Source organism: Pseudomonas caspiana (assembly GCF_040224095.2).
In the GTDB taxonomy this organism is placed as follows: Bacteria; Pseudomonadota; Gammaproteobacteria; order Pseudomonadales; family Pseudomonadaceae; genus Aquipseudomonas; species Aquipseudomonas caspiana.
On sequence record NZ_CP167995.1, the window covers coordinates 4,210,128 to 4,228,577 of the forward strand.

Annotated in this window: 17 protein-coding genes; 2 read left to right on the plus strand and 15 right to left on the minus strand. The window is 59.1% G+C overall.

From position 1 onward, the window contains the following. The first annotated feature begins 4 nt into the window (after positions 1-4). Complete coding sequence (locus ABRP31_RS19135) at positions 5-583, plus strand: nucleoside triphosphate pyrophosphatase (RefSeq protein ID WP_349972945.1); 579 nt, start codon at positions 5-7, stop codon at positions 581-583. A gap of 405 nt (positions 584-988) precedes the next feature. Here the strand turns inward: ABRP31_RS19135 and ABRP31_RS19140 are convergent, their stop codons facing one another. The 3 genes from ABRP31_RS19140 to rluC are packed head-to-tail and all read right to left on the minus strand — an operon-like array spanning position 989 to position 3,645. Continuing rightward, on the minus strand, positions 989-1,993 hold the full coding sequence (locus ABRP31_RS19140) for a S49 family peptidase (RefSeq protein ID WP_087265494.1): 1,005 nt from the start codon (positions 1,991-1,993) through the stop codon (positions 989-991). A gap of 7 nt (positions 1,994-2,000) precedes the next feature. After that, complete coding sequence (locus ABRP31_RS19145; RefSeq protein WP_349972943.1) at positions 2,001-2,699, minus strand: HAD-IA family hydrolase; 699 nt, start codon at positions 2,697-2,699, stop codon at positions 2,001-2,003. Continuing rightward, positions 2,689-3,645, minus strand: a complete 957-nt coding sequence (gene rluC, locus ABRP31_RS19150; RefSeq protein WP_349972941.1) for a 23S rRNA pseudouridine(955/2504/2580) synthase RluC — start codon at positions 3,643-3,645, stop codon at positions 2,689-2,691. Before rluC ends, ABRP31_RS19145 begins: the two co-directional genes overlap by 11 nt. Before the next feature lie 723 nt (positions 3,646-4,368). On the opposite strand from rluC, the gene rne reads away from it, so the two are divergent. After that, complete coding sequence (gene rne, locus ABRP31_RS19155; protein ID WP_349972973.1) at positions 4,369-7,620, plus strand: ribonuclease E; 3,252 nt, start codon at positions 4,369-4,371, stop codon at positions 7,618-7,620. 290 nt (positions 7,621-7,910) lie between these two features. Here rne and ABRP31_RS19160 read toward each other — a convergent pair whose 3' ends face one another. The 12 genes from ABRP31_RS19160 to ABRP31_RS19215 all read right to left on the minus strand — a co-directional run bounded on the left by ABRP31_RS19160 (position 7,911) and on the right by ABRP31_RS19215 (position 18,399). Next, positions 7,911-8,504 carry a nucleotidyltransferase family protein gene (locus tag ABRP31_RS19160; protein WP_349972939.1) on the minus strand — a complete coding sequence of 198 codons (594 nt, stop codon included), beginning with the start codon at positions 8,502-8,504 and terminating at the stop codon, positions 7,911-7,913. A gap of 126 nt (positions 8,505-8,630) precedes the next feature. Continuing rightward, positions 8,631-9,650: a UDP-N-acetylmuramate dehydrogenase gene (gene murB, locus ABRP31_RS19165; RefSeq protein ID WP_349972938.1), complete on the minus strand. Its 1,020-nt coding sequence runs from the start codon at positions 9,648-9,650 to the stop codon at positions 8,631-8,633. Then, on the minus strand, positions 9,647-10,411 hold the full coding sequence (gene kdsB / locus ABRP31_RS19170; protein WP_349972937.1) for a 3-deoxy-manno-octulosonate cytidylyltransferase: 765 nt from the start codon (positions 10,409-10,411) through the stop codon (positions 9,647-9,649). The genes murB and kdsB overlap by 4 nt, the downstream gene beginning before the upstream one ends. Then, positions 10,408-10,593, minus strand: a complete 186-nt coding sequence (locus ABRP31_RS19175; RefSeq protein WP_087265487.1) for a Trm112 family protein — start codon at positions 10,591-10,593, stop codon at positions 10,408-10,410. Before ABRP31_RS19175 ends, kdsB begins: the two co-directional genes overlap by 4 nt. A 17-nt stretch (positions 10,594-10,610) precedes the next feature. Beyond that, positions 10,611-11,606 (minus strand): tetraacyldisaccharide 4'-kinase, encoded by a 996-nt coding sequence (gene lpxK, locus ABRP31_RS19180; protein ID WP_349972935.1) that lies wholly within the window; start codon positions 11,604-11,606, stop codon positions 10,611-10,613. After that, complete coding sequence (locus ABRP31_RS19185; protein WP_087265485.1) at positions 11,606-12,037, minus strand: biopolymer transporter ExbD; 432 nt, start codon at positions 12,035-12,037, stop codon at positions 11,606-11,608. Before ABRP31_RS19185 ends, lpxK begins: the two co-directional genes overlap by 1 nt. Then, entirely contained in the window at positions 12,034-12,708 is a 675-nt protein-coding gene (locus ABRP31_RS19190; protein WP_027898764.1) for a MotA/TolQ/ExbB proton channel family protein, read from the minus strand. Before ABRP31_RS19190 ends, ABRP31_RS19185 begins: the two co-directional genes overlap by 4 nt. A gap of 81 nt (positions 12,709-12,789) precedes the next feature. After that, on the minus strand, positions 12,790-15,006 hold the full coding sequence (locus ABRP31_RS19195) for a DNA internalization-related competence protein ComEC/Rec2 (RefSeq protein ID WP_349972933.1): 2,217 nt from the start codon (positions 15,004-15,006) through the stop codon (positions 12,790-12,792). 167 nt (positions 15,007-15,173) lie between these two features. After that, positions 15,174-16,430 carry a 23S rRNA pseudouridine(2605) synthase RluB gene (gene rluB, locus ABRP31_RS19200; RefSeq protein ID WP_349972932.1) on the minus strand — a complete coding sequence of 419 codons (1,257 nt, stop codon included), beginning with the start codon at positions 16,428-16,430 and terminating at the stop codon, positions 15,174-15,176. A gap of 198 nt (positions 16,431-16,628) precedes the next feature. Then, positions 16,629-16,820 (minus strand): DUF1289 domain-containing protein, encoded by a 192-nt coding sequence (locus ABRP31_RS19205; RefSeq protein WP_087265482.1) that lies wholly within the window; start codon positions 16,818-16,820, stop codon positions 16,629-16,631. Positions 16,821-16,922: 102 nt separating this feature from the next. Then, the gene (scpB, locus tag ABRP31_RS19210) at positions 16,923-17,690 is read right to left on the minus strand and encodes an SMC-Scp complex subunit ScpB (protein ID WP_349972930.1); all 768 of its coding nucleotides are present in this window, start codon (positions 17,688-17,690) and stop codon (positions 16,923-16,925) included. A 10-nt stretch (positions 17,691-17,700) separates the two neighbouring features. Further along, entirely contained in the window at positions 17,701-18,399 is a 699-nt protein-coding gene (locus tag ABRP31_RS19215; RefSeq protein ID WP_193441853.1) for a ScpA family protein, read from the minus strand. Positions 18,400-18,450 lie beyond the last annotated feature (51 nt).

Here is an 18,450-nt window from a genome sequence, read left to right on the forward strand (position 1 = left end):
CCGCATGTTGCCTTTGCTTCTTGCTTCCAGCTCACCTTATCGCCGGGAATTGCTTGCCAGACTGCGGCTGCCGTTCGTCTGCGCCTCGCCTGATATAGATGAAAGTCACCGACCCGATGAGGGTGCGATCGAGTTGGTTCGTCGCCTGGCTGAGGAGAAAGCCCGGGCCCTTGCGGCTGAATATCCTGGGCATTTGATCATTGGTTCGGATCAGGTTGCGGTGCTGGACGGCAGGATTCTTGGTAAGCCTCATACTTTTGAGCGTGCCCGGGAGCAGTTGAGTGCGGCCAGCGGGTCCAGCGTGGTCTTTCTGACCGGTCTTGCGCTGCTTAATAGTTCGACAGGTGGTTGTCAGGTTGATCATGTGCCGTTTACGGTGCATATGCGCTCGTTGGATGAGGGGAGTATTGAGCGTTATTTGCACGCTGAGCAGCCTTTTGATTGCGCGGGTAGTTTCAAGGCTGAGGGGTTGGGTGTCAGTCTGTTTCAGAGTACTGAGGGGAGTGATGCTACGAGTTTGGTTGGGCTGCCGCTGATTCGGTTGGTGGATATGCTTATAAAGGAAGGTGTGCAGTTGCCTTAATTTCACACTGCGTTAATTATTGTGTGTATATCCGTTTTTTCGGTGAGGACTGCTAATGGTTGCGCTTTTACAGCGCGTCACTTTTGAAAGGAGCCCAAAAGTAACCAAAAGGCTCTTGCCCCACCACTTGGCACCTCGCTGTCGCTCGGTGTACCCGAACACAGATCCTGAACCGTGGGCCGCCGCAACGGGCCATCCATGGCCCAATGCGGCTAACCCGGCGTCCTGCCGGGTTACCCACGCTTCAGAATCTGCGTTCAGCCAGCGTGATTTAACGGGGCGCCTCAGATCAAAATCAAAAGCGTGGCGGCCTGATAGCCGACCTAGCTGTTTAAAGCTGCCGAACCGGCAGCAGAAACAAAAAACCCGACCAATGGTCGGGTTTTTGTTGGCTACGAATCGCAATCAGCGAAGCGTCGGCCCTTTGAAGCCTGCCCACATTGCGATTTGGTCGGCAACGCTGGCGCCCAGTTTTTTCGAGAAGCGATCAAACGGGGACTCCTGTACGGTGTAATCGACCATTTCTTTCTCGCCGATGACTTCACGCGCGACGTAGCTGGAGCTGCCCAGTCCGTCAATCAGGCCCAGCGGCAGGGCTTGTTCGCCCGTCCAGACCAGCCCGGAGAACAGTTCAGGGTGATCTTTATCCTTGAGGCGATCGCCTCGACCCTGCTTCACGCTGGCGATGAACTGGCGGTGAGTGGTGTCCAGCACGCTTTGCCAGAATGCGGTTTCGTCTGCTTTCTGCGGCTGGAACGGATCCAGGAACGATTTGTGTTCGCCTGACGTGTAGGTCCGACGATCAACCCCCAGCTTTTCCATGGCACCCACAAAGCCGAAGCCTGCCGCAGTGACGCCGATTGAACCCACCAGACTGGCCTTGTCGGCGTAGATCTGGTCAGCCGCGCTGGCGATGTAGTAGGCACCCGAGGCGCCCAGGTCGGTGATCACGGCATAGACCTTGATCTCCGGTTTCTCGGCGCGCAGGCGGCGGATCTCATCAGCGACGTAACCCGATTGCACAGGGCTGCCACCTGGGCTGTTGATGCGCAGGATCACGCCCTTGGTCTTCGGGTCCTCGAAGGCTGCGCGCAGGCTGCCAACGATGTTATCGGCGCTGGCTGGCTCCTTGTCGGCGATCATGCCTTCGATCTGGATCAACGCAGTGTGGTTTGCGCTGCGCGAGGCGCTTTTCTCGAAATCACCCAGCGGCGTAAACAGAAACAGTGCCGTGATCAGATAAAGGAAGGTCAGGCACTTGAAGAAAATGCCCCAGCGGCGCGACCGACGCTGCTCCTGAATCCCTGCCAACAGGGTTTTTTCCAGTAGCTTCCAGCTCTTCGCATCAGCCTTGCTGTCTGCGACCTCATCCTTGTCCTGGGAAACCGGTGCTTTCCATTCGTCCGACATTTACTGACTACCCCAACAATGAAGACTGATCGCTGCGCTTACCCAACCAGGTACGCAGCTCGGAAAAATGCTCGATAGCCAACTGCGGCTCATAAGTACGCAATGACTCCAACGATTGGGCGCCATAGCCCACCGCCACGGAGTCCATACCCGCGTTACGCGCCATCAGCAGATCGAAAGAGGAATCGCCCACCATCAACGCCCTCCCCGGCTCAACACCGCAATGCTGAAGAATTTCATTCAGCATCAGAGGATCAGGCTTGCTGGCGGTTTCATCCGCCGCTCGGGTGATGTCGAAATAGTCGAGCCAGTCATGAGCCTTGAGCACACGATCAAGACCGCGACGCGCCTTGCCGGTTGCCACGCCCAGCTTGTAACCCTCAGCGCGCCAACCTTCAATGGATTCGCGCACCGTATCGAATAAAGGCGACGCGACGTCATTATCCATTGCCATATAGCTGTCGGCGTAATGCTGGCGGAAGTCGATCAGGTCATTGGCGGTGATATCCGGATAAAGCGTGCGAATCGCCTCGGGCAAACCCAGGCCGATGATGCCTTTGATGGCATGCTCGTCACGTTCCGGTCTGCCGCTCTCGACGGCTGCAGCGCGCATGGCAGCGACGATACGGCCGATTGAGTCAGCCAGCGTGCCGTCCCAGTCGAAAATCAACAAATCGTACTTCGATGATTCAAAATCAGGTCGCACTCAAACGCTCCACTGTCTTGGCCCACATCTCATCCACGGGCGCCTGCAATTTAAGCTCGCTACCGTCCTGCAGCGGCACGGTCAGCATGTAAGCATGCAGGAACAGGCGCTTACCACCCAGATCACGAATCTCGCGACTGAAATCCTCGTCACCGTACTTGGTGTCACCCGCAATAGCATGACCGGCGTGCAGCGTGTGCACCCGAATCTGGTGAGTACGACCGGTCACCGGCTTGGCCTCGACCATGGTGGCGAAGTCACCGAAGCGGCGCAGCACTTTGAAAATCGTCAGTGCTTCCTTGCCCTCGTCATTGACCTCGACCATGCGCTCGCCGGAGCGCAGATTACTCTTGAGCAACGGAGCACTGACCCGCTTCTGAGCGGTATCCCAGCGACCGCGGACCAGCGCCATGTAACGCTTGTCGACGCCGTCGCCACGCAGCGCTTCATGCAAGTGACGCAACATGCTGCGCTTCTTGGCGATCATCAACAGCCCGGAAGTGTCGCGGTCCAGACGGTGAACCAGCTCTAGCCCTTTCGCATCCGGGCGCATCTGGCGAAATGCCTCGATGACACCGAAGTTCAACCCGCTGCCGCCATGCACGGCTATGCCCGCAGGCTTGTTGAGCACGATCAGCGCCTTGTCTTCATAGACAATCGCCGCTTCAAGGCGCTGCAACAGACCTTGAGCTACAGGCACAGGCTCGTCGCGCTCAGGCACGCGCACCGGCGGAACTCGAATAATGTCGCCTGCCTGCAACTTGTACTCGGGCTTGATCCGCCCCTTGTTCACCCGCACTTCGCCTTTGCGCAAGATGCGGTAGATCAGGGTCTTGGGCACGCCTTTGAGGAAAGTGACAAGAAAGTTATCGATACGTTGACCGGCATATTCCGGCGCAACCTCTACCAGCTGGACGCCGGGGGTTGGAGGGGTGATATTCGTCATGGCGCAAATCATAACAATTTTTTATGGATTTGAAGCACTTAATGATTGCTGCTATAGTCGCGAACGCCGCCAAAAGCGGCCTGGACAGCGGACAAACGGTTTATGACCGGCCCTGCCCTACGCAATTCACGAGGACGCGAGGCCGTCCTACGGGGCTTTCGGTGACAACGGATTGGTTGCAAACGTTACAAGCGCAGGTGACATGAGGCCTGATAGACGCCAGATCGCAGAGTTATCACTCGCCTTCAGAGCTAAAAAATCACGGCCAGTTCACAAAGTGCAGTCGTTTACAGACACTCCGAGCGAATGTTTCGGAAACAAACGCCTTAAGCCATGATGCGCGACCCTCCCTCTGGAAGGCCGCGGTAAATGCCAACCCGTTGCGGATTCAGCGCGCGGCAGCACCCGAATTATCAGGGATACGTGTAGGGTGGAGACGCACAACCATCGGACTGTGTAGCACAAGGCTTGTTTTAGACGCTTCATCTCGTCCGCTACCGATGGTCGATTCCTCCTCCTGACAAAGCTTTTGCTGAAAGGGTGTCTTTTGTCACCACAGCAAGCAGGAAACGTCGTCGCGACTCCGGCCCCGTTGGTCGGCAATCTCGCTAGACACTGGAGTGTCCAACCACTCCTGACGTGCCCTGACACCGACCGTGAGAAGTCGTGTGTGCCGAACGCCGTTTCCGGCAGCCCGGAAACCGACGGTACTACATGAAAAGAATGTTGATTAACGCAACTCAACCCGAAGAGTTGCGCGTTGCACTGGTAGACGGCCAGCGCTTATATGACCTGGACATCGAGTCCGGTGCCCGCGAGCAGAAGAAGGCCAATATCTATAAAGGCCGGATCACTCGTATCGAACCCAGCCTTGAGGCTGCCTTTGTCGATTTCGGCTCTGAGCGCCACGGCTTCCTGCCTCTCAAAGAAATCTCCCGCGAGTACTTCAAGAAAGCCCCTGAAGGCCGCGTCAACATCAAGGACGTCCTGAGCGAAGGCCAGGAAGTCATCGTTCAGGTCGAAAAGGAAGAGCGCGGCAACAAAGGCGCAGCCCTGACCACCTTCATCAGCCTGGCCGGTCGTTACCTGGTCCTGATGCCAAACAACCCGCGTGCCGGTGGCATCTCGCGCCGCATCGAAGGCGAAGAGCGCAACGAACTGCGCGAAGCGCTGAACGGCCTGATCGCTCCAGCTGACATGGGTCTGATCGTTCGTACTGCCGGCCTGGGCCGCAGCAGCGAAGAAATGCAGTGGGACCTCGACTACCTGCTGCAACTCTGGACCGCCATCAAAGAAGCTTCGCTGGATCGCGCTGCCCCATTCCTGATCTACCAGGAAAGCAACGTCATCATCCGCGCCATCCGCGACTACCTGCGCCAGGACATCGGCGAAGTACTGATCGACAGCATCGAAGCCCAGGAAGAAGCGCTGACCTTTATCCGTCAGGTAATGCCGCAGTACGCCAGCAAGATCAAGCTGTACGAAGACAGCGTTCCGCTGTTCAACCGCTTCCAGATCGAAAGTCAGATCGAGACCGCCTTCCAGCGCGTCGTTGAACTGCCTTCCGGTGGCTCCATCGTTATCGATCCAACCGAAGCCCTGGTGTCCATCGACATCAACTCGGCGCGCGCCACCAAAGGCAGCGACATCGAAGAAACGGCTCTGCAGACCAACCTTGAAGCGGCTGAAGAAATCGCCCGTCAATTGCGTCTGCGTGACATCGGCGGCCTGATCGTCATCGACTTCATCGACATGACACCGGCCAAGAACCAGCGCGCCGTGGAAGAAAAAGTCCGCGAAAGCCTGGAAGCCGACCGCGCCCGCGTTCAGGTCGGTCGCATCTCGCGCTTCGGCCTGCTGGAAATGTCCCGCCAGCGCCTGCGTCCATCTCTGGGCGAAAGCAGCGGCATCGTCTGCCCGCGTTGCAACGGCACCGGCATCATCCGTGACGTTGAATCGCTGTCGCTGGCCATCCTGCGCCTGATCGAAGAAGAAGCCCTGAAAGACCGCACTGCCGAAGTTCGCGCCCAAGTGCCGATTCCGGTTGCCGCTTTCCTGCTCAACGAAAAACGCAACTCGATCACCAAGATCGAATTGCGCACTCGTGCCCGCATCATCATCCTGCCGAACGATCACCTGGAAACGCCGCACTTCGAAGTTCAGCGCCTGCGTGATGACAGCCCGGAAGCTCACACGCTGCAGTCCAGCTACGAAATCGCTGCTGCCGCTGCTGAAGTGGAAGAAGTTCAGCCAGCTGCTGCTACCCGCACACTGGTTCGTCAGGAAGCCGCCGTTAAAACCGCTCCGCCGCGCGCCAACGCTCCGGTTCCGGTTGAAGCCGCGCCTGCCGCTCCAGCTCCGGCCGCTCACGAGCCAAGCCTGTTCAAAGGCCTGGTCAAGTCCCTGGTAAGCCTGTTCGCCACCAAGGAAGAGCCAGCCGCCCCGGTCGTGGTTGAGAAACCAGCTGCCGAGCGCCCAGCCCGTAACGAAGAACGCCGTAACAGTCGCCAACAAAGCCGTGGCCGCAACAACCGTCGCGACGAAGAACGCAAACCACGTGAAGAGCGCGCCGAACGTGCTCCACGCGAAGAGCGTGCACCGCGTGAGGAACGCGCACCTCGTGAAGAACGTGCACCGCGCGCTCCACGCGAGGCCGCTGAAGAGAACGGCGCAGCACCGCGTGAAGAACGTCCGGCCCGCGCTCCACGTGAGGAGCGTGCACGCACACCACGTGCTCCTCGTGAAGACCGCAAGCCACGTGAAGAACGCGTTCGCGAATTGCGCGAGCCGCTGGATGCCGCTCCCGCAGCCGACGCAGCGCCACGTGAAGACCGCCCGGAGCGCGCCCCGCGCGAAGAGCGCCAACCACGCGCACCTCGTGAAGAACGCCAGCCACGTGCAGAGCAGGCCGCTGCCGCGGTCAGCGAAGATGAAGTGCTGCCAAATGAAGAACTGGCAACTGACGATCATCAGGACGGTGCAGAAGGCGATCGCCCTCGCCGCCGCTCCCGTGGTCAGCGTCGCCGCAGCAACCGTCGTGAGCGTCAGCGTGACGCAAACGGCAATGTGATCGAAGGTTCGGAAGGCACCGAAGAAGAAGGCAGCGAATCCGCCAACACTGAAGTGGCAGCCGGTCTGGCTATCACCGCAGCAACCGCAGCTGTTGCCAGCAGCGTCATCAGCGCACCTGCAGAAGCCGAAGCTCACCGCCAGGCCGAGCGTGCGACTGCAACCGTTGACTCAGCTGACTCCTCGTTCGTACCGCAAGCTGTGATCGAGACCCCTTCGATTCAGACTCCAGCGTTCGAAGCGCCAGCCGTTGAAACGCCTGCCGTAGAAGCCCCGGTTGCTGACAAGGCGCCGAAAGCTGAAACCGCTCCGGACGTAGAAGTGCAGCAGGTCGTTGAAGCGGCTCCGCAAGTGATTGCAGAGGCGCCAGCTCTGGCAGCACAGACTGAGTTGTTCGAAGCGCCGCACGCCGAACGTGTTGTGCCGTTCACGCCAACGCCAGAGCCGTCGCCTACACCAGCGCCACAGGTCGAAGAAGCTACTCCAGCCCGTGAAGAGGCTCCGGCCTCTGAATCGGCTGAGCTGCCAACGCCAGCGCCAGTCGTTGCCGAGGAGCCAGCTCCGTACGCCGCGCCTGAAGTCGTCGCGACTCCGCCTACGGCCGAAGCAGCAGTGGCTGTCGCTGAAGCCCCTGCCCTGCCGATGAGCAGCAACGGTCGCGCACCAAACGATCCACGTGAAGTGCGTCGTCGCAAGCGCGAAGCCGAGCGTCTGCAGAAGGAAGCTGAAGAGGCCGCAGCCAATACTGCAGCCCCTGTGGCAACTGAAGTCGAAGCGGTTCAACCAGCAGTCGAGGCAGTAGAACCTGCTCCGGTTGCCGAGCAGAACCCGCAGCCGACTGACGAAGCAGTCACGCAGCACCACGAAGCCAAGGAAGAGAGCACCGAGCCTAAACCCCTCGCTTGATTCTTGACTGAATAAAAAAGCCCCACCTGTGAAAGCAGGTGGGGCTTTTTTGTGGGCGAGTGATCTGTAGGAGCTGCCGAAGGCTGCGATGGCGGTGTATCAGGAAGGCCGCTTTCGCAGCCTTCGGCAGCTCCTACATAAAATGCAGCGCATCCAAAAGTTGCCCGGATATGTAGGAGATCACCGAGTTTACGAGGCCAGCAATCGCGGCGTGTCAGACAAACCGCTATCGCTGGCCTCGTAACCTCGGTGAGCTCCTACAGGATTGAGATCAGCCTGGAAGTGCCCCGTCACAGGACAAACATCAATCGATCCGGCACATCCACATCCCACAGCACGCCCGGATCATCCACTTCGACCTGCTGAACGCAGCCCTCCTTGAACAATCGTCGTGCGCCCTGATCACCGCTCAATGCCATCAGCGAAGGACCATATTGATTACCAAAACCCACCGGATGACCCAGTTCGCCACTCAGGACAGGTACAGAAATCCGACCGCCCTCCAATGAAGCAGCTACCTTATGCAGGGTTTGAGGCAGGATAAACGGCATATCGCCTAAAACGATCAACCAGGCACGATGATCAGGCTCGGCAGCCACAGCCGCCGCGATGCTGTCACCCATGCCCGCCGAAGCCAGCATGACCAGCTCGCAGTGATATTGATGGGCAAGTGCGATGACCTTTGGAGAATCAGGTCGGGTAATCACCACAACCTTGTCGGCAACCCGTTGCAGATTAACGAGTGCCTGCTCCAGCACCGGACGCTCTACTCCATCACGACCAATGCAATGAGCCAGCAACTTGCTCTGACCTTCTCCGGCAATGGCTTGAAACCGAGTACCTTCTCCGGCAGCGAGCACGATGGCGCAAACAGTGTTGGTCATGGTTACTCCCTTCCAGGGCATAGGTGACTACACAACATTTACAGTGGTTTTTGTGTACATCTCTGGCGCGAAGCAGACGTAGATTCTGTGGGAGCGCACGAGTAACACGAGGTCGCGATTTTCAGCTCAATACAGATTGGGTTCCATTTCCAGCTCAACGCCAAAGCGCTTGGCAATATCCGCCTGTATGCGCTGAGCCAAGGCGTATAACTGCACGCCCGTTGCATGACCGTAGTTGACCAACACCAACGATTGCAAACGATGCACGCCAGCGTCACCTTCACGGTAGCCCTTCCAGCCAGCCTGCTCGATGAGCCAGCCTGCAGCGAGTTTCACTTGGCCGTCAGGCTGTGGATAACCCACCAGCGCGGGATGCTTGAGCCTGATCTGGTCAGCCAAAGCAGCGGGCACCAGCGGATTCTTGAAGAAACTACCCGCGTTGCCCAGCACGGCAGGATCCGGCAGCTTCTCGCTGCGAATGGCGCAAATCGCGTTACTGACGTCGTGGGGCGTCGGCTGCGCGATACCCTGCTCTTCCAGACGCTGACGCACGGGACCATAGTCCAGATGCAACTCAGCACTGTAGTTGAGGGTGAAGCGTACCCGCAGGATCAGCCAGCGGTCGGTCTCATGCTTGAACAGGCTGTCGCGATAACCGAACGCGCACTCCTCAAGGGAGAAGTCGCGCAGCTCACCGGTCTGGCGGTCGAGAGCTGTCAGGCTGTGAAATACATCCTTGATCTCAACCCCGTAGGCACCGATGTTCTGCATCGGCGCAGCGCCGACGGTGCCGGGGATCAGGCTGAGATTTTCCAGCCCGGCAAGCCCCAACTCCAGGCACGACTGCACAAAGGGATGCCAAGGCTCGCCGGCTTCAGCCTCAACGACAGCGTGTCGGCAATCTTCCCGGATGATCCGGACACCACGACTGGCCATACGCAGAACCAGTGCCTGAACATCACCGGTCAACAGTAAATTGCTACCACCGCCGATCACCATCAACGGCAAATCATGCTTCGCGCTGTAGGCCAAGGCCTCGCGCACGTCATCGTCGTTATGGGCTTCGGCGAACAGCAGCGCCGTTACATCAACGCCAAAGGTGTTGAACGGCTTGAGTGAAACAGCGGACTGCAGTTGCAACGTCAAATCTCCAGCAAGCGGCGTACGCGCTCAAGGTCTTCAGGGGTATCTACGCCGGCCGGCGGCGCTTCAAGCGCGTCGGCAACGTGAATCCGTATGCCGTGCCAGAGCGCGCGCAACTGCTCGAGATTTTCCGTGTCTTCGAGCCAGCATGGGCCCCAACTGACGAAATCGTGCAGGAAACCTGCGCGATAAGCATAAATGCCGATGTGCCGACGATACGGCACGCCCGCAGGCAATTGCTCGCGATCCTTTGCCAGGGCATCCCGCGCCCAAGGCAACGGCGCGCGGCTGAAGGTCAGCGCCAGACCATTGATATCGGAGACGACTTTCACGACGTTCGGATTGAACAATGCGGCCACATCGTCGATAGGCTCAGCCAGGGTCGACATGCGCGCTTCAGGGTGAGCAGCAAGATTATCAGCGACCTGATCAATCACCGCAGGCGGGATCATCGGCTCGTCGCCCTGAACATTGACCACAATGGCGTCGGCTTCCAGGCCCAGTTGCGTGGCGACTTCAGCCAGGCGATCGGTGCCAGAGTTGTGATCCTCACGGGTCAGCAGCACTTCAGCGCCAAAAGCCTTGCAGGCCTCAACGATGCGCGCATCGTCTGTGGCAACCACAACCCGCGCTGCGCTGCTCTTGCGTGCCTGTTCCCAGACATGCTGGATCATAGGCTTGCCAGCGATCTCCTTGAGCGGCTTGCCCGGAAAACGGCTGGAACCGAAACGCGCCGGAATGACAACAGTGAAAACTGCGGTCATTTGTCCAGACGCTCGTCGGTAGTCAAAGTCCGCGCTTCACTTTCCAGCATCACTGGAATGCCATCGCGGATCGGGAAAGCCAGGCCTGCGCCTTTGCTGATCAGCTCGGTTTTGTCGGCGCTGAGTTTCAGCGGCCCCTTGCAGATAGGGCAAGCGAGGATGTCGAGTAATTTGGTGTCCATAAGAAATCCTGAGCGAATCATGGCAAAAGACGTAGCAACTGCGAATCGAACCAGCTGACAAAAGCATCGGATGGCACCGCATCCACAGCCAGGTACCACCAGTCATCCGCCGCGAAGGACCGGCATTTCACGGCATCCTTCTCGGTCATGACAACAGGCAGAGCCGGAGAAAAGGTCAGCGCTTGAGCATTGAAAACAGCATGGTCGGCGAACGCGTGGGTGACTGGTCGCCAGTGTAGCCCTTCGAGGGTATTGAAGAAACGCTGAGGATTACCGATACCGGCCACGGCATGAACCGCCTGCCCGGCCGGAAAGAAATCCAGCGCCTTACGCTCGCCGCTGCGCAGATTGACCAGCGCCGAAGGTTGCAACTGAAAGGCGTAGCCATCATCCCGGTCCGCGCTGGCCCCGTTATAAAGCAACGCATCAACGCTCTCGAGGCGCTCGACAGGTTCGCGCAGCGGGCCAGCGGGCAAACAACGGCGGTTACCCAGCCCACGAGCAGCATCGATTAACACCAGCTCAAGATCCCGCGCCAGTCGATAGTGCTGCAGGCCATCATCGGAAAGAATCAGATCCAGCGGTTCACTGTCGAGCAGCGCTTGCACCGCACGGCTGCGATCCGGATCGATCATCAACGGTACGCCGCTGCGCTGTACGATCAGCAGGGGTTCGTCGCCTGCCTGAGCCGCGCTTTGCTCGGCGGTCACGCGCCACGGCAGGCTCGGCGGTTTGGCACCGTAACCGCGACTGACCACGCCGACCCGCAGGCCACGGCGACGACAGTATTCGATCATCCACAGGATCAGCGGTGTCTTGCCGGTACCGCCAACGGTGATGTTACCCACTACAACCACCGGCACAGGTGCTTTGTATATCTCGCCCTGCCCCGCCAGAAAACGCTCACGCTTACCCTGCACGACCCGCCGATACAAGCTTTCCAGCGGACGCAACAGCGTCAACGCCGGGTGGCCCTTGTACCAGGCATCGAGCATACGATCAGAAAAAGCCATCAGTTAGCCGGTGCAGCTTCAACCGTGGTCATGCGCAGGTGGCTGAAACCCAGCTTGCCTGCGGCGTCCATGGCAGTGATCACCGATTGATGCGGGGTTTTGCCGTCGGCACTGATCGACAGCGGCAGGCTGGTATCACCTGCAGACTCGCGCTGAAGTGCGTCTATCAGGGTCTGCAGATCGTTTTTCGGCAGCAACTGGTTGTTCACCGAAAAGACGCCGTCAGCATTGATAGTGATATCCAGATGCTTGAGCTCGGCGTCGGTTTCCGGAGCGCCGGTCACCGCTTGCGGCAAGTCGACACGCAGTTGGGTTTCACGGGTGAAGGTAGTGGTCACGATGAAGAACAGCAGCAGGATGAACACCACATCGATCAACGAAACGAGGTTGATGTCGATGTTCTCCCTTACCTTGCGACGACGGAACTTCACTTTTTACGACCCTCGCCCCGAGCCTGTGACTTGAGGTCAATCTTCGGATCGTTGAGGTCGACTTCGCGATCGCCCTGTACCACTTCCACCAGCTTGATAGCTTCCTGCTCCATGCCGACGACCAGTTCATCGACCCGGCTTTGCAGATAACGATGGAAGAAGATCGCAGGAATCGCGACGATCAGGCCCGATGCTGTGCAGATCAGCGCCTTGGAAATACCGCCCGCCAGTACCGAGGCGTTGGCCGTATTACCCGTGGCATTGAACGAACCAAAAATGTCGATCATGCCCAGCACCGTACCCAGCAAGCCCAGCAAAGGCGCCATGGCCGCGATGGAGCCCAGCGCACTGAGGTAGCGCTCCAGATCGTGAATAACCCGGGCAGCAGCCTCTTCAATGCACTCTTTCATGATTTCGCGGCCATGCCGTGAATTGGCCAGGCCTGCGGCAAGGATTTCACCCAGAGGGGAATCGGCACGCAATTGCTTGAGCTTTTCCTTGTCGAGTTTCTTGTCCTGAATCCACTGCCAGACTTGTCCTACCAGATGAGGCGGGGTAATGCGGCTAGCACGAAGGGTCCAGAGGCGCTCGATGATAATGCCGACCGCAGCAATGGAACTCAGAATGATCGGCAGCATCATCCAACCGCCAGATTTGACCAGTTCCCACACAGTGACGACTCCCTCGAAAAATTGGCGCCACTCTAACATAGGGTCGGCGACTCGCCGAAGCCTGCGATCGATATCCTTGCGTCAGTCACGCCAGAATCGCCTCTCGGCCCGCTGCGACCGCGGCTTGTCGAACGTTCCGAGTTGCAGACTGATAGCCCCCAGCTCGGCACTGTCCCAGGTGGGAATGCCGAACCATTGATAGCGTGCCATAACCAATGGATGCGGGTGCCCGAAGGCATTATTGCGCCCTCGGGAAATCAACACGCCGTCAGGGGCCACGGCGCGCAGAAAACTTTTCGAAGAGGAAGTACGACTCCCGTGGTGTGGCGCCTGCAGCCATTCAGCGCGCACGTCCCGACCACTGTCGATCAGGGCTTGCTCGGCCTCGGCGTCAATATCCCCTGTCAGCAACAAACGCTCACCTTGAGCATCGACCATCAATACACACGAGGCCTGATTCCCCTCTCGAGCGTCACTCCAGCGCCAGGTGGAAAACACCACACCGTCCCATTCCCAGCGCTCATCATTGACGCACAGTTGCGCCTTCAGCAAAGGCGGCAGCCTGTCCAGTTCCCCCGCCAGTACTCGCTTTACCGGCAAGCCTTGATGGACCGCCTGCGCACCACCGGCGTGATCGGCGTCGGCGTGGCTGATCAGCATCAGATCAAGTTCACGCGCGCCGGTCTTGCGGATGGCGGGCAGTACGACCCGCTGGCCGATGTCGAACTCACCGAAGCGCGGCCCCGCGTCGTACAGCAACGAGTGATGTCGGGTGCGCAAGAGAATCGCCAGCCCTTGCCCGACGTCCAGTTGCAGGACTTCGACTTGACCGTAAGGCACGCTTTTCAAGGGCGGGAAGACACATAGCAGCAACAGTGGCCAACCTAGCCCCCGTAACGGCACACCGCTGGGCAATAACAACAACACACCGCCCAGCAGACTCAACACCCAGGCCGAGACAGGAATGGCGCTCGGCACCCAGGCAGGCAACCACCCCGCGACCCAACCGAGAAACTTGAACAACCATTCCAGCGCACCACCTGCCAGCCATAACAGCCCTTCTCCCAAATAAGGAACAGGCAGCAGCAAGGTCCCGAGCAGCGCAGGCGGCAGGATCAGAAAACTCACCCACGGCACCGCGACAAGATTGGCTAACGGACCACTCAGACTGATGGGCAGGTTCAGCGCCAGCAACACCGGTAACAGCCCAATGGCTATCAACCATTGCGCGCGTGTCCAGCTTTGTAGCCAGCTCCAGGCGCCCAGCCGCCCGCCGAATATCAGAATCAGAATCGCCACGGCAATAAATGACAGCCAGAAGCCCGGTTGCAAACTGGCCAACGGCTCAAATACCAGCACCGCGTTCAACGACAGCAGCAGCGGCCAGAGAGTCCCGAGATGTCGAAAGCGCAACCGCCAAAGCAAGACCATGCCGACCATGACGCACGCGCGGCGCACCGGCACTTCAAAGCCTGCGAGCAAGCCATACCCCAACGCCGCACTGAACGCCAGCCCGCACGCCCATGGCAACCACGGCAGCACGCGTGGCCATAGCCCCCAACGTGCCAGACTGGCGATCAGCGCGTACATCACACCCGCCAACAAGCCTACGTGCTGCCCGGAAATAACCAGAAGGTGCACGGTGCCGGTGTCTTGCAGGATCTGCCAGTCGACCGTGCTTAACCCCGAGCCGTCACCCAGAACCAGCGCGGCCAGACCGCCTTCTCGACCTTGTGCATCAACCGCCAGCAGACGCTGGCGTATGACATCCCGCCAGCCAGACGTGGCAGACGCCAGCAACTGTCCATCAGCAACCGTGCCCGTAGCGCCGATACGCTGAGCCAGTAGCCAGGCTTCGTAATCGAAGGCATATGGATTGGCCAGCCCGCCCGGACGCTTGAGCTTGACCGCCAGACGCCAGCGCTCGCCGCTGCGTATTTCAGGGCCGCCATACCAGGCTACCCGCATGCGCTCCGGCAATCGAAAGCGCCGAGATTGCACATCTTCCAGCTCAAAACGCACTACGCCTTCAGCGACTGCCGGCAAGCCGACGACCTTGCCTTGCAACCAAACTGTCTGGCCGTCCAGCCGCGGCGAAAGACGATCATCCAGTGCCCTTTCCGCCGACACACACGCCCAGGTGACTCCAAATAAAAAGAAAGCCACGGGATAAGTGCGAAACGGCAACAACATCAAGGCCAGCACCGGCATGCACAGCAACAACCACAACGGCGGCAATGCGGGCAGGAAGCGTAACGCCAATAACCCCAAGGCCAGCGCGAACATCCCTGTGCGCATAAGAAGCTCATCCCGATAACGTCGAAAGTCCTCTTACGGCTTAGCTCAGTCAGGTAGAGAAGTCGGATTCAAGTGTCACAAGGTCTTAAGCGGGGGCTTATTCGGGTTATACCGAGACGAAAAAAAACGCCCGTCTTACGAGGGGCGTTTCTTCTGACTGCTGACGCTTATTGCGGCTTGCGACGACCGAAGCCCGGACGCTGGCCCGAACCCGATGCCGGGCCACGGCGCTTGCCGGACGGCGCGTCGTCGACCAGGGTGATACCCGGACGCTTCGGCGACGGCTTGGCCGGACGCTTGTTCATGTCGCCTGGACGCTCAGCCACTGGCGTGCCACGGCTGTTGTCACTGCGCGTGTCACTGCGCCCATTGGCTGGACGCGGCGTGCGCGGCGACGACTTGTTAGGGTCGTTACGCTGACCACGATTGGAATCCGAACGTGGTGCAGCTGGACGCTGGGCACGATCGCGATCACTGCCGGTCACTTGTGGCTGACGTGGAGCACGCTCGCCAGTCGGAGCCCCATCCTTGGCTGGACGCAGGGTGCGCACACGCTCGCTTTTACCCAGCGGACGAGACGACTGACGCTGTAAGCGCTCCATCTTGTCCTTGGTCTTGGCGTTCATCTGCGGCTGAGCCACAGGCGTCAGGCCTACTTCAGCGCTGAGGATGTCCACCTCGTACTGGCTCATTTCGCGCCAGCGGCCCATCGGCAGGTCGGAGTTGAGGAACACCGGCCCGTAACGCACGCGCTTCAGACGGCTGACCACCAGACCCTGGGATTCCCAGAGACGACGCACTTCACGGTTGCGACCTTCCATCACCACGCAGTGATACCAGTGGTTGAAGCCTTCACCGCCCGGCGCTTGCTGGATGTCGGTGAAACGAGCCGGGCCGTCTTCAAGAACAACGCCTGCCTTGAGCCGCGCGATCATGTCGTCGTCCACTTCGCCACGCACACGCACAGCGTATTCGCGGTCCATTTCGAAGGACGGGTGCATCAAACGGTTGGCCAGCTCACCATCGGTGGTGAACATCAGCAAACCGGTGGTATTGATGTCCAGACGACCGATGTTGACCCAACGGCCTTCTTTTGGACGCGGCAGGCGATCGAATACCGTCGGGCGACCTTCAGGGTCGTCACGGGTACAGATTTCACCGTCCGGTTTGTTGTACATGATCACGCGGCGCACCGTTTCGGCGGCCTCTTCACGTTTGATGACGCGGCCGTCAACGGTGATAGCATCGTGAAGATCGACGCGTTGACCGAGGGTCGCGTCCTTGCCATTGACCTTGATTCGGCCCTGGCTGATCCAGGCTTCAACGTCGCGACGCGAGCCTACGCCAATACGTGCCAGAACCTTCTGCAGCTTTTCGCCTGCGGGTCCGATTTCCTGGCTGTCCTGCTTGTCTTGTTCACTCATCTGGGCACCTCCCGGTGTGTCGATTCAGGGGACGTCGAGGACCGACGCAACCTGCTGCCTGGGGCTGTGGATAGCCACGAGGCGTAATACTGAAAAACTTCTGGCGCTAAACTCATCACGAGCAGAATCGCCAAAAGGTCGCGAATGATACGCTCACACAACGCATTGCGCATCAGAGGCTAGTCGAAAATTTGCGCCTTACTTCTTTTTCCGCCGACCGGCACTCTTGAACCCCTTCATGCGCACGGCAGCTTCTTTAAGCACGTCACGGCGCTCGCCCTTGTCCATCTTCTTCCAGCCCTTGATTTCCTTCTTGCTGCGGCCACAGCCGATGCAGATGTCGGCGTCGAACTTGCAGAGGCTGATGCAGGGGTTTTTGGTGTCGCTCATGAGTGATGCCCTGCATGAATGAACGCTGTTTGACCTGTAGAAGCTGCCGAAGGCTGCGAAAGCAGTTTGTCTGACGCACTGCTTCGCAGCCTTCGGCAGCTCCTACAGGGGGTCGGTATCGTCCTCTGGCTTTTTATCCGCCTCATCCGGCAGCAAATCATCAAAGTCGATCTTCAGACCCTGCTCCATCGAGTCGAGTTCGACCAATAAGCTGCGGAAGCTGGTTTCGTCTCTTGGCTGCTCTGGCTCGGCGTCAGGATCGGCGCTGGCGTCAGCCAAGGCTTGCAAGTGCGCAGGCACCGGGGCGTCTTCGAAATCCATCACCGGGTCCGGCTCCAGTTCACGCAGATCAGCCAGCGGCGGCAGGTCGTCGAGGTTTTTCAGGTTGAAGTGATCGAGAAACACCTTGGTAGTGGCGAACATCGCGGGCTTGCCTGGCACTTCCCGATAGCCCACTACCCTGATCCACTCGCGTTCCAGCAGCGTCTTCACGATATGGCTGTTAACCGCCACGCCGCGCACATCCTCGATTTCACCCCGGGTAATCGGCTGGCGATAGGCAATCAGCGCCATGGTTTCCAGCATGGCCCGGGAATAACGCTGCGGGCGCTCTTCCCAAAGACGACCGACCCACGGGGAAAACTTTTCGCGAATCTGCAGGCGATAACCGGACGCCACTTCCTTGAGTTCGAAAGCCCTGCCCTCGCAGGATTTGCCCAGCAATTGCAGGGCTTTCTTGAACACCGGAGGCTCCGGGCGCTCGCCCTCTTCGAACAATTCGTAAAGGCGTTCCAGCGATTGCGGCTTACCCGAGGCCAACAGAAAAGCTTCGAGCAGCGGAGCCAGCTCGCGGGGTTCGTTAAGATTCATTGATCAGCTCTTATTCGGCTCGCGCCCGCACATGGATGACCGCGAACGGTTCGTTCTGTACCAACTCCACCAGCGACTCCTTGACCAGCTCAAGAACGGCCATAAAAGTCACGACGACACCAAGGCGCCCCTCTTCGGCAGTAAACAGCTCGGCAAACGGCACAAAGCCGCCGCCTTTGAGTCGTTCCAGCACATCACTCATGCGCTCACGGGTGGACAGGGCTTCGCGGCTGATCTGGTGGCTTTCAAACATGTCGCCACGGCGCAATACCTCAGCCATGGACATCAACAACTCTTCGAGGCTGACTTCAGGCAACAACTTGCGGGCCCGGGCTTCTGGAGCGTCCAGCTTGGGAACGATCACGTCACGCCCGACACGGCTCAACTGGTCGATACCTTCGGCGGCAACCTTGAAGCGCTCGTATTCCTGCAGACGACGGATCAGCTCGGCACGAGGGTCATCTTCCTCCTGCTCGGCCTCCGCAGAGCGTGGCAGCAGCATGCGCGACTTGATCTCGGCCAGCATGGCGGCCATCACCAGATATTCGGCAGCCAGTTCCAAGCGCACCGTCTTCATCAGCTCGACGTAGCCCATGTACTGCTTGGTGATTTCTGCCACCGGGATATCAAGGATGTCGATGTTCTGCTTGCGGATCAGGTACAGCAGCAAGTCCAGCGGCCCTTCGAATGCCTCGAGAAAGACTTCCAGCGCATCCGGCGGAATGTAAAGGTCCATCGGCATCTGCGTGACCGCCTGGCC